Origin of the sequence: Bradyrhizobium lablabi, assembly GCF_001440475.1 — a bacterium.
In the GTDB taxonomy this organism is placed as follows: domain Bacteria; phylum Pseudomonadota; class Alphaproteobacteria; order Rhizobiales; family Xanthobacteraceae; genus Bradyrhizobium; species Bradyrhizobium lablabi.
Window position 1 is genome coordinate 20,765 of sequence record NZ_LLYB01000076.1, and the last position, 10,527, is coordinate 31,291.

The 10,527-nt window shown below is 62.9% G+C and carries 12 protein-coding genes and 1 other RNA gene; 3 read left to right on the forward strand and 10 right to left on the reverse strand.

Translation table 11 applies throughout. The features are described from left to right. Nucleotides 1-8: 8 nt before the first annotated feature. From CQ14_RS20340 to CQ14_RS20385, 10 genes are all read right to left on the reverse strand, one after another. Nucleotides 9-209 carry a DUF2065 domain-containing protein gene (locus tag CQ14_RS20340; RefSeq protein ID WP_057859625.1) on the reverse strand — a complete coding sequence of 67 codons (201 nt, stop codon included), beginning with the start codon at nucleotides 207-209 and terminating at the stop codon, nucleotides 9-11. A 99-nt stretch (nucleotides 210-308) separates the two neighbouring features. Further along, complete coding sequence (gene hflC, locus CQ14_RS20345; protein WP_057859626.1) at nucleotides 309-1,208, reverse strand: protease modulator HflC; 900 nt, start codon at nucleotides 1,206-1,208, stop codon at nucleotides 309-311. After that, on the reverse strand, nucleotides 1,205-2,350 hold the full coding sequence (gene hflK / locus CQ14_RS20350; RefSeq protein WP_057859627.1) for an FtsH protease activity modulator HflK: 1,146 nt from the start codon (nucleotides 2,348-2,350) through the stop codon (nucleotides 1,205-1,207). The genes hflC and hflK overlap by 4 nt, the downstream gene beginning before the upstream one ends. 168 nt (nucleotides 2,351-2,518) lie before the next feature. Next, nucleotides 2,519-3,031 carry a dihydrofolate reductase gene (locus tag CQ14_RS20355; protein ID WP_057859628.1) on the reverse strand — a complete coding sequence of 171 codons (513 nt, stop codon included), beginning with the start codon at nucleotides 3,029-3,031 and terminating at the stop codon, nucleotides 2,519-2,521. After that, nucleotides 3,031-3,516, reverse strand: coding sequence for a GNAT family N-acetyltransferase (locus tag CQ14_RS20360; protein WP_057859629.1), 486 nt, complete (start codon nucleotides 3,514-3,516; stop codon nucleotides 3,031-3,033). Before CQ14_RS20360 ends, CQ14_RS20355 begins: the two co-directional genes overlap by 1 nt. Before the next feature lie 7 nt (nucleotides 3,517-3,523). Continuing rightward, entirely contained in the window at nucleotides 3,524-4,318 is a 795-nt protein-coding gene (locus CQ14_RS20365) for a thymidylate synthase (protein WP_057859630.1), read from the reverse strand. Between the two features lie 173 nt (nucleotides 4,319-4,491). Further along, complete coding sequence (locus tag CQ14_RS20370; RefSeq protein WP_057859631.1) at nucleotides 4,492-5,475, reverse strand: tripartite tricarboxylate transporter substrate binding protein BugD; 984 nt, start codon at nucleotides 5,473-5,475, stop codon at nucleotides 4,492-4,494. A 113-nt stretch (nucleotides 5,476-5,588) separates the two neighbouring features. Next, nucleotides 5,589-7,154, reverse strand: coding sequence for a tripartite tricarboxylate transporter permease (locus CQ14_RS20375; RefSeq protein WP_057859632.1), 1,566 nt, complete (start codon nucleotides 7,152-7,154; stop codon nucleotides 5,589-5,591). Between the two features lie 7 nt (nucleotides 7,155-7,161). After that, nucleotides 7,162-7,623: a tripartite tricarboxylate transporter TctB family protein gene (locus CQ14_RS20380; protein WP_245320429.1), complete on the reverse strand. Its 462-nt coding sequence runs from the start codon at nucleotides 7,621-7,623 to the stop codon at nucleotides 7,162-7,164. Nucleotides 7,624-7,732: 109 nt separating this feature from the next. Further along, nucleotides 7,733-8,020: a hypothetical protein gene (locus tag CQ14_RS20385; RefSeq protein WP_057859634.1), complete on the reverse strand. Its 288-nt coding sequence runs from the start codon at nucleotides 8,018-8,020 to the stop codon at nucleotides 7,733-7,735. 30 nt (nucleotides 8,021-8,050) lie between these two features. Here CQ14_RS20385 and ssrA point away from each other — a divergent pair. The 3 genes from ssrA to fumC form a co-directional block, all read left to right on the forward strand. Continuing rightward, nucleotides 8,051-8,408: a transfer-messenger RNA gene (gene ssrA / locus CQ14_RS41590) on the forward strand. 141 nt (nucleotides 8,409-8,549) lie between these two features. Next, entirely contained in the window at nucleotides 8,550-9,071 is a 522-nt protein-coding gene (locus CQ14_RS20390) for an SspB family protein (RefSeq protein ID WP_057859635.1), read from the forward strand. Nucleotides 9,072-9,143: 72 nt separating this feature from the next. Then, on the forward strand, nucleotides 9,144-10,527 hold a 1,384-nt coding region (gene fumC, locus CQ14_RS20395; protein WP_057859636.1), incomplete at its 3' end, for a class II fumarate hydratase.

Genomic DNA, 10,527 nt, shown 5'->3' on the forward strand with positions numbered 1-10,527 from the left:
AAAATGCGCTACCGCCGCACGAACCAGATCAGCAGCAGACCCACGACCGCCGAGACGATGCCGACGGTGCGCAGGATATTGTCCGGCGTCGCCATCGCGCTTTTCATCGCCCGGCGCATCCAGGCCGGGCTGGCGGCGAACATCAGACCTTCGAGCACAAAGAGGATGCCCACACCGATGAGGAAGTCGGCGAACGCTATGGACCTCATCGGATGGCATCCCCCCGCTATTCAAAGCGCCTTTTGATTTTAAGCCGGCGAAGCGGCCCCCCGCTTCGCCGTTAACCGCCTTTATCTCCGGCCCGAGATCTACTGCTTCGGTGCTGCGGCCGCCGGCGCGTGACCGGACGGATTGGCGAAGAAGCGGAAGAATTCGGAATCAGGCCGCAGCAGGAAGCGGGTGTCGTTGGAGCGGAGCCCGGTCTCGTAAGCCGACATCGAACGATAGAAGGCGAAGAAATCCGGATCTCGGCCATAGGCCTCGGCGAACAGCCGGTTGCGCTCGGCGTCGCCCGCGCCGCGCGTCTGCTCGGCGGTCGAATTGGCCTCCGCGACAATGACGGTCGCCTCGCGGTCGGCCTTCGAGCGGATCTCCTGCGCCTTCTGGCCGCCCTGGGCGCGGAACTCCTGGGCTTCGCGCTCACGTTCGGTCTGCATGCGCTTGTAGACCGCCTGGCTGTTCTGCTCCGGCAGGTCGGCGCGGCGGATACGCACGTCGACCACCTGAATGCCGTACTGGTCGGCCTCCCGGTCGAGCTGGTCGCGGATGCGCGTCATCAGGCCCTCGCGTTCGTCGCGCACCACATTGATAAAGGTGACCTCGCCCAGCACGCGGCGCAGTGCCGCGTTCAACAGCGTGGTGAGTTGGATGTTGGCGGCCTGGATCGAGCCGATGCTCTGATAGAAGCGCAGCGGGTTCTTGATCCGGTAGCGGGCGAAGGCGTCGACCACGAGCCGTTTCTGGTCGGACGCGATGACTTCCTGCGACGGGTTTTCCAGATCGAGAATGCGCTTGTCGATGCTGATGACGGTGTCGATGAACGGCGCCTTGAAGTTCAGGCCCGGTTCGGACACGACGTCGACCGGCCGGCCGAGCCGCACCACGAGCGCCTGCTCGGTCTGCGACACCGTGAAGATCGAGCTGTAGCCCACGATCACGAGGGCGAACAGCAGGATCAGGCTGACAATACCTGCAACCGGGGACCTCATCGTGCGCCTCCGCTCTGCGGCTGACCGGCGGTCGGCGCCGGACGGCGCGGCGTCAATTCGCTGAGCGGCAGATATGGCACGAGGCCCTGACCTTGCCCGTTGTTGCCGCCGTCATAGACCAGCTTCTCGGAACCGCCGAGAATCCGCTCCATCGTCTCCAGGTAAATTCGCTGCCGCGTCACGTCGGGCGCCTTCTTGTATTCATCATAGACCTTCGTAAAGCGCGCGCTCTGGCCCTTGGCCTCGGCGACCGCCTGTTCCTTGTAGCCCTCGGCGACCTGCAGGATCTGCGCGGCGCGACCGCGGGCGTCGGGAACGACGCGGTTGGCATAGGATTGCGCCTCGTTCTGCAAGCGCTCGAAGTCGGCGCGCGCCGCCTGGACGTCGCGGAACGCGTCGATGACCTGCGCAGGCGGGTCGACCTTCTGCATCTGCACCTGCGTGATCTGAACGCCCGAGCCGTAATTATCGAGCGTCTTCTGCATCAGCTCGTGAACGGCCTGCTCGGTGGTGTTGCGAGCGCCGGTGAGGATCGGCTGGATCTGCGAACGGCCGATCACCTCGCGCATCGCGCTCTCGGCCACCGCCTTCACGGTGCCCTCGGGATTCTGGATGTTGAAGAGGAAATTGCCGACACCGTTCGGCTTGATCCGCCACAACACCGTGAAATCGACGTCGACGATGTTTTCGTCGCCGGTCAGCATCAGGCTTTCTTCCGGCACGTCCCGCATGGTGCGGCCGCGCCGCGCCGGATCGTCGATCAGCGTCATGCCGATCGAGATGGTGGAGACGCGCAGCGCCTTCGGCAGCAGCACGGTTTCGATCGGATAGGGCAGATGATAGTTCAGTCCGGGGTCGACGGTGCGCACATGCTTGCCGAAGCGCAGCACCACGCCGAGCTCTTCCGACTGCACGCGGAAGAAGCCCGACAGCCCCCAGATCACCAGCGCACCGGCCAGCACCAGCGCGATGCCCATGCCGCTGAAATGTCCGCCCGGCAGCAGCTGCTGCAGCCTGTCCTGGCCGCGCCGCAGAAGGTCCTCCAGATCAGGCGGCCTCGGCCCGACCGACTGCGGTCCACCGCCCCACGGTCCCTTGGGACCCTGACCCCAGGGGCCCCCGCCTTGATTCTTCCACGGCATATAAACTCTCCTCTGCGGGGGACCCGGGTCCGCCTGTTGGGGATGCCTCAGCCTCGCATATCCGCCCGGCTTTATAGGGGACCGCCCGGGCCCTTACAACGCAAGCTTCCTGCTCGAAGGAGCTATGCCTGACGCCATTTTTGTCAATGCAAACATTGGTTAGCGAGGTTAACGTTGATGGCGCCGGCGAAATGTCACATAGGAGAAATCGGCACTGTCGTCCGGACCGGCCGGATTTCGCGCGCGCGCCACCTCTTCCCATGCGGCTGGATCGAGCGCCGGGAAGCGCGTGTCGCCCTCGGGCCGGGCATGCACCTCGGTAATCTCCAGGCGATCGGCGCTGTCCATCCATTGCGCATAGATTTCCGCGCCGCCGATCACGGCGATCTCAGTGGCGAAACGTCGCAGCGCATCGCCGGTGGCGATCGCCTTCGCGTCGGCGAAGGAATGGGTAACCACGACGCCCTCGGCACGGAATCCGCTGTCACGGGTGACGACGATGTTGGTCCGCCCGGGCAGCGGCCGCCCGATCGAGACGAACGTCTTGCGGCCCATCACCACGGGCTTGCCCATCGTCAGCGCCTTGAAGTGCGCCATGTCGGATTTGAGCCGCCACGGAATGGCGCCGCCGGCGCCGATCACGCCGTTCTCCGCAACCGCTACGACGAAAACGATTTCCATTATCGCGTCCCCTGCGCCAGCGCCGCAAGCGCCGGACCGCCGACCCGGCAAATCGTCCACTCGTCCATCAGCTCCGCGCCGAGCGACTTGTAGAATTCAATCGACGGCGTGTTCCAGTCGAGCACCGCCCACTGCAATCGCGACCAGCCACTCGCCACGCATTCCCTCGCGAGATGCACCAGCAGTGCCTTGCCAATTCCCTTGCCGCGCAGCGCAGGACGAACAAACAGATCTTCCAGATAGATTCCGGAGCGGCCGCTGAAGGTCGAGAAATTGACGAACCAGACCGCAAAGCCGGCAGGCATCCCGTCCCACTCGGCGATATCGCAGAACAGGCGCGGATTCGCGCCGAACAGCGCAACGTCAATGCCGGCTTCGGTCGCCTCCACTTCGTGCAGCAGCTTTTCGTATTCGGCGAGTTCGCGAACGAAGGACAGGACAAGTCCCGCTTCGCCCGGTCGTGCGCGGCGGATCGTGAGGGACATCAATCGCTCACACCGCGACTTCGGCCTTGATGTGCGGATGCGGGTCGTAGCCTTCGAGCGCGAAATCCTCGTAACGGAAGCCGAAGATGTCCTTCACGTCCGGATTGATCTTCATCACTGGCAACGGCCGTGTCGGCCGTGTCAGTTGCAGCCGCGCCTGTTCGAGGTGGTTGGAGTAGAGATGCGCATCGCCGAGTGAATGCACGAAATCGCCGGGCTTCAGTCCCGTCACCTGCGCGACCATCATGGTCAGCAACGAATAGGACGCGATGTTGAAGGGCACGCCGAGGAACACGTCGGCCGAGCGCTGGTAGAGCTGGCAGGAGAGCTTGCCGTTGGCGACGTAGAACTGGAACAGGCAATGACAGGGCGGCAGCGCCATCTTGTCGACGTCGGCCGGATTCCACGCGCTCACGATCAGCCGCCGCGAATCCGGGTTTCGCCTGATCATGTCGATGACGTTGGAAATCTGGTCGATGCTGCGCCCGTCCGGCGCCGGCCATGAGCGCCATTGCGATCCATAGACCGGGCCGAGATCGCCATTGGCGTCGGCCCACTCGTCCCAGATCGAAACGCCGTTGTCTTTTAGGTATTTGATGTTGGTGTCGCCGGCCAGGAACCAGAGCAGTTCGTGCACGATCGCCTTCAGCGGCAGGCGCTTGGTGGTCAGCATCGGAAACCCGGCCGAAAGGTTGAACCGCATCTGGTGACCGAAGATCGACAGCGTGCCGGTACCGGTGCGGTCGTGCTTCTCCGCGCCGTCAGAGAGGATGCGTTCGAGCAGGTCGTGATACTGGTTCATGGCTGGTGCTTCAGGCCTTCATCAGGGCGGCGAATGTAGCGGCCGGGACATCGGATCGACACGCCGATTCGGCGTCAGGCACTGATTATACCCGAAAAATGATCATCTCCCGGACAAACGACAAGGGGCGGAACCTGCGTCCCGCCCCTCGCCTATCGACCTGATTATGTGGATCAATTCACCGGCTTGAGCACTGGCGTCCACTTCGCGACTTCATTCTTCACCAGGGTTCCCAATGCAGCCGGCGTACGATCGGCGGGCGCCGGGATGACGCTGCCGAGCTCGAGCAGGCGCTTGCGCACGGCGTCGTCTTCCAGTGCCTTGACCACGGCGGCGTTCAACTTGGCGACGACATCCGGCGGCGTTCCCTTCGGCGCAAAGATCGCGTTCCAGGCCTGGGCCTGGAAGGCCGGCAGGCCGGCCTCGGTGGTGGTGGGGACGTCGGGGAGCGACGGGTTGCGCTCGGGCGTCGCTACGGCATAGGCCTTGATGGTGCCGCCATTGATCTGCGGCACAGCATTGACGATCTGGTCGCACATGTAATCGACCTGACCGGCCACCAGCGCGTTCATCGCCGGACCGGTGCCGTTGAAGGGAACGCCGATCGGCTTCACCCCAAGGACCGAGTTCAGCAGTTCGCACGACACGTGAGAGACCGAGCCGATGCCGGCATGCGCGGCGTTGACCTTGCTTTCGTTCGCCTTGACGTAGGCGATGAATTCCTTGAGGTCCTTCGGCGGGAAATCCTTGCGCGCCAGGATCAGGATCGGCGTGCCGGCCAGCAGTCCGACCGGCTCGAAATCCTTTTCCGGATGATAGGCGAGCTTCGGATAAAGCGGCACGGAAGCCGCATGCGTGCCCATGTGCCCGGTGATCAGCGTATAGCCGTCATTGGCGGCGCGCGCGGCACGGGTGGTGGCGGTGGTACCGCCGGCGCCGACCACGTTTTCGATGATGATGGCCTGGCCGAGCGTCTGAGCCATGTGACCGGTAACGATGCGCGCGATGACGTCAGTCGGTCCACCCGCCGCAAACGGCACGATCATGGTGATGTTGCGCGACGGATAGGTCTGAGCCTGCGCCTGCGCAGAAAGCAATGCCAGTCCGGCGAGCGCAGCCAGACAGCCACTCGCGAGCGAGCGTCCATACCAATTCATGTTAAGTTCCTTCAGCCCTTAAACAAATGCCGGCTCTCCCAAGCCGGCATCTGCATCTCATATCAGTTCACGCGAAGTCGACCAGACTTCAACCTGCGGCGCACCGCCGCAGGTTAATTCTCGGATTCGACGAACACCTCGTCGCGTTTCTTGCGCAGCGTCGGCAGCACCGTCAGAACCAGCAATCCAGCCGCAATCGCCATCAGCACGGCAGATAGCGGACGCGTCAGGAAGACTGACCAGTCGCCGCGCGAGATCAACAGCGCCCGGCGCAGATTTTCTTCCATCAGCGGTCCGAGCACCATGCCGAGCAGCAGCGGCGCCGGCTCGAAATCGTGCTTGATCAGCCAGTAGCCGACCAGCCCGAACACGCCTGCAAGGATGACATCTGTCGGCGCGTTGTTCACCGAATAGATGCCGATCGAGCAGAAGATCACGATCGACGGGAACATCAGGCGATACGGCACGCGCAAGAGCCGCACCCAGATTCCGACGAGCGGCAAGTTGATGATGAGCAGCATCAGGTTGCCGACCCACATCGAGGCGATCATGCCCCAGACCAGTTCCGGCTGCTTCTGCATCACCTGCGGGCCGGGCACGATACCGTGAATGGTCATCGCACCGACCATCAGCGCCATCACCGCGTTCGGCGGAATGCCGAGCGTGAGCAGCGGGATGAACGAGGTCTGCGCAGCGGCATTGTTGGCGCTTTCGGGCGCCGCAACGCCCTGGATCGCACCGCGGCCGAACTTCTCGGGCGTCCTCGAGACCTTCTTCTCGAGCGTATAGGCCGCGAACGATGCGATGACGGCGCCGCCGCCCGGCAGAATGCCGAGGATCGATCCAAGCACGGTGCCGCGCAGGATCGGCGGCGTGGAATCGATCATGTCCTTCCTGGTCGGCATCAGGCCCGTGACCTTTTGCTGAACCAGTTCGCGATCGCTTTCGCCGCCGGCATCGAGATTGCGGATGATCTCCGCAAAACCGAACAACCCCATCGCCAGCGTGGCGAAGCCCAGACCGTCGGCCAGTTCGGGAATGTTGAAAGCCATGCGCGATGCGCCGGTTTCAATGTCGGACCCGACCATGGACAGCAGCAGCCCCAGAACGATCATCGCGATCGCCTTCAGCACCGAGCCCTTTGCGAGCACGACCGCGAAGATCAGGCCGAGCACCATCAGCGAGAAATACTCGGCAGGCCCGAATGCCAGCGCGAGCTTGGTGAGCGGCGCGCCCAGGATGGCAATGAGAACGGTCGCGACGCAGCCGGCGAAGAACGATCCGATCGCAGCGATCGCCAGCGCCGGACCGGCGCGGCCCTGCTTGGCCATCTGGAAGCCGTCGAGCGCGGTAACGACCGACCCGGCCTCACCGGGAATGTTGACGAGGATCGACGTGGTCGAGCCGCCATACTGCGCGCCGTAATAAATGCCGGCCAGCATGATCAGCGCGCCCACCGGCGGCAGACCAAAGGTGATCGGCAGCAGCATCGCCACGGTAGCGATGGTGCCGATACCCGGCAGCACGCCAACGAGGGTGCCGACCAGCGCGCCGATCAGGCAGAGCAGAATGTTGACCGGAATCGGAATGGAAGTCCCGCCGAGGAATGCGGGGGTCCATTGCACGAACTGGAAGACGACGCCGAAGCCAAGTCCAAGGTTTGAAAAAATATCGCCCATCGCACCCTCACCGGATCATGAAAGTCGGCAGAAGCTGCAGAGGCAGGCCGAGCGCATAGGGAAACAGCAGGGCGCAAAACGCCGTCAGGCAGACGCCGACGATGAAGGTTTCCACCCACCGCGTCTCCGGCGATCCGCATGCCGCGATCAGGAAGCTCGTCAAGGCCGAGAAGATCATGCCCATCGAGCGGATCGTAAGGGCAAACGACACGATCGAGAGCGTCACGAACAGCGGACCCCGCCAGTGATATTTGGCAAGGTGCTGGCCTTCGGTCAAAACGCCGACGACGGTGATGGCCGCGCCTAGACCGAGCAACAGGGTTGCGAACATCCGCGGCGCCGTGCCGGCACCAAACGAAAACCCGCGCATGCCTTGCAGGTCGCTCGACGCCCAGAGGGCGAACACGGCGATAGCCATCATGGCAATTCCGCCGACGAAGTCCTGCGGATTCCGAACCCATTTCGGCATGATAGATTTAACCGGCGCTTGGCCCGGCGTAGCGTTCATCGATGCTCCTCCCCCAAAGGCGGATACGCCCGCTTGTTTGGATAACTTGAAAGCTTGTCCCGGAAACTTGCTAGCGACTTTCGTCGGACAACGCCAGCAAAACCAAAAACGCTTTTGGGTCGAACGGCAAATGACGCCTTAAGACCATAATCAAGCCCGCCCGCGGGCCGTCGATCGCAACCATTGCGATTGCATCGCCGTAACACCCCCGGGCGACGGTGCCGCCAGCATCCACGACCCGCGCGGCTTGCCGGGTTAACACAGATGGCGCTCCAGAGGCCACGGCCTCTGCTGCGTTTCGAGAATGCTCGAATCCGTGGCGAAACCGCAACTCGGCGACATCAAACCGAAAGTTCAAGCCGCGTTCCCCTCCCGTTCGGTGTCTTCGGCCCTATTTTTCTGCAGACTTGCACCCTATATTGGGGGTGCCGGTTCGCCGGCTATGGAAATAAATGACCGTCGCAATAAACCATTCGGACCCGGGGGCAGTACCCGGCGCCTCCACCCAAGCCCACCCTTCCTGAGGCGGGTTTCGGCGGGGGCGAAACAGGATCGACGAGGGCGTAAAGGGCGCGTTTTTTCTCGGTATGGTTCCGCCGATATCGGGCCATGCAATAGTTGCAAACGACAACTATGCTCCGGTTGCTCAGGCTGCGTAACGCAGTTTGAAAGACCAATCTAAAGTCCTAGCGGGTTAAGCTCCGCTAGGCGGGGTCCGGAGGCACCTGGCAACAGAAGCCTCCACTTAATTCTTTCATTTCCGGCCGACGGAGCCGTTGCTGCAAATTCGATCCGTCGCGCCTGCTGACCTGCGGCTGCCGCCGGGGTAGCATGGGGGCAAAGGGGCGAGTCGGGGGACCGGCGGCCACAGACGTAACAGGACGACCATGGCAACCGATCATATCCGTTATGACGTGCTGGCGCGCGACGCGCTGCGCGGAGTGCTGCGCCGCGTGCTGTCGGACGCAGCCGAGCACGGCCTGCCCGGCGAGCATCATTTCTTCATCACCTTCCTGTCCACCGCCGACGGCGTGAAGCTTTCGCCGCGGCTTTTGGCGCAATATCCGGAAGAGATGACGATCATCCTGCAGCACCAGTTCTGGGATCTGGTGGTGACGGAAGATCGTTTCGAGGTCGGACTGTCGTTCGGCGGCATTCCCGAGCGGCTGGTGGTGCCGTTCGCGGCGATCAAGAGCTTCCTCGACCCGTCGGTACAGTTCGGCCTGCAATTCGAGCCGTCAGAAACCATGGCCGAGGCGCCGGCGGCGAAGCTACCGACGGTTCCGGCAGCGTCCGCCCTGCCCGTCGCCGCACCGGAGCCCGAGCCCGCCGCGGAAAGCAAGGACGAGCCGGTCAAGACGAGCGAAGGCGCGGAAGTGGTTCGGCTGGATCGTTTCCGCAAGAAATAATCTAAGCGCGGGAAACTCCGCCACGCTGTAGTGTACGCGTTCCGCCATTTCAAGGCGCAACGGACATTACGCATGGCTCGATCAGAAACATCCGGAAACAAATCCACCCGCAGCGAGACCGACAGCTTCGGTCCGATCGATGTGGCCGCCGATCGCTATTGGGGCGCGCAGACGGAGCGCTCGCGGCAGAATTTCAAGATCGGCCAGGATCGCATGCCGATCGCGGTCGTCCATGCGCTCGGCCTCGTCAAACTCGCCGCCGCCCAGACCAACCTGGAACTCGGACTGATCGATGAGCGCAAAGCCAAAGCGATCATCCGCGCCGCACGGGAGGTGATCGACGGCAAGCTCGACGATCACTTCCCTCTGGTCGTCTGGCAGACCGGCTCCGGCACCCAGACCAACATGAACCTCAACGAGGTGATCGCCAACCGCGCCAACGAGATACTGGGCGGCAAGCTCGGCGCCAAGGAGCCGGTTCATCCCAACGACCACGTCAATATGAGCCAATCGTCGAACGATTCATTTCCGACGGCGATGCACATCGCTGCCGCCGAACGCATCATCGCCGACCTGATCCCGGCGCTCGACGAACTGCATCGCGAATTGCGAAAAAAGGAAAAGGCGTTCGCCAAGATCGTCAAGATCGGGCGGACCCATACCCAGGACGCAACGCCGCTGACGCTGGGGCAGGAATTCTCGGGCTACGCCGCGCAGGTCGAGAGCGGGATCGCGCGGCTGCGGACGGCGGTGAAGGAACTGTTCCCGCTGGCGCAAGGCGGCACCGCGGTTGGAACCGGCCTCAATTCGAAGCCGAAATTTGCCAAGCTGTTCGCAGGCCACGTCGCGAAAATCACCAAACTGCCCTTCACCAGCGCGCCCAACAAGTTCGAGGCGCTGGCTTCCAACGATGCGTATGTCAGCGTGCACGGCGCGATCAATTCGGTGGCGACCGGCCTGTTCAAGATCGCCAATGACATTCGCCTGCTGGGATCGGGCCCGCGTTCCGGACTCGGCGAGTTGATCTTGCCGGAAAACGAACCGGGCTCATCGATCATGCCCGGCAAGGTCAACCCCACGCAGTGCGAGGCGATGACCATGGTGTGCTGCCAGGTGTTCGGCAACCAGACAGCCATCACGGTCGCCGGCAGCCAGGGACATTTCGAACTGAACGTTTACAAGCCGGTGTTGGCATATTGTATGATACATTCCATTCAATTGCTGTCGGACGCGGCACGCTCATTCACTGAGCATTGCGTTTCCGGCATCCGCGCCGACGAAAAGCGAATCCGCGAGTTGATGGAGCGATCGCTGATGCTGGTCACCGCACTGGCTCCGAAGATCGGATACGACAACGCGGCGAAGGTCGCCAAATCAGCGCACGCAAATGGAACGACATTGAAGAAAGAGGCCGTACGCCTCGGCTTTGTGGACGCCGCCGAATTCGAGCGCCTGG

Bases quoted from the DNA above. Each gene is read 5' to 3' on its own strand.
- CQ14_RS20340 (WP_057859625.1), bottom strand. From the start codon at position 209: ATGAGGTCCATAGCGTTCGCCGACTTCCTCATCGGTGTGGGCATCCTC.
- hflC (WP_057859626.1), bottom strand. From the start codon at position 1,208: ATGAGGTCCCCGGTTGCAGGTATTGTCAGCCTGATCCTGCTGTTCGCC.
- CQ14_RS20360 (WP_057859629.1), bottom strand. From the start codon at position 3,516: ATGTCCCTCACGATCCGCCGCGCACGACCGGGCGAAGCGGGACTTGTC.
- CQ14_RS20380 (WP_245320429.1), bottom strand. From the start codon at position 7,623: ATGCCGAAATGGGTTCGGAATCCGCAGGACTTCGTCGGCGGAATTGCC.
- CQ14_RS20355 (WP_057859628.1), bottom strand. From the start codon at position 3,031: ATGGAAATCGTTTTCGTCGTAGCGGTTGCGGAGAACGGCGTGATCGGC.
- CQ14_RS20375 (WP_057859632.1), bottom strand. From the start codon at position 7,154: ATGGGCGATATTTTTTCAAACCTTGGACTTGGCTTCGGCGTCGTCTTC.
- hflK (WP_057859627.1), bottom strand. From the start codon at position 2,350: ATGCCGTGGAAGAATCAAGGCGGGGGCCCCTGGGGTCAGGGTCCCAAG.
- CQ14_RS20390 (WP_057859635.1), top strand. From the start codon at position 8,550: ATGGCAACCGATCATATCCGTTATGACGTGCTGGCGCGCGACGCGCTG.
- CQ14_RS20365 (WP_057859630.1), bottom strand. From the start codon at position 4,318: ATGAACCAGTATCACGACCTGCTCGAACGCATCCTCTCTGACGGCGCG.
- CQ14_RS20370 (WP_057859631.1), bottom strand. From the start codon at position 5,475: ATGAATTGGTATGGACGCTCGCTCGCGAGTGGCTGTCTGGCTGCGCTC.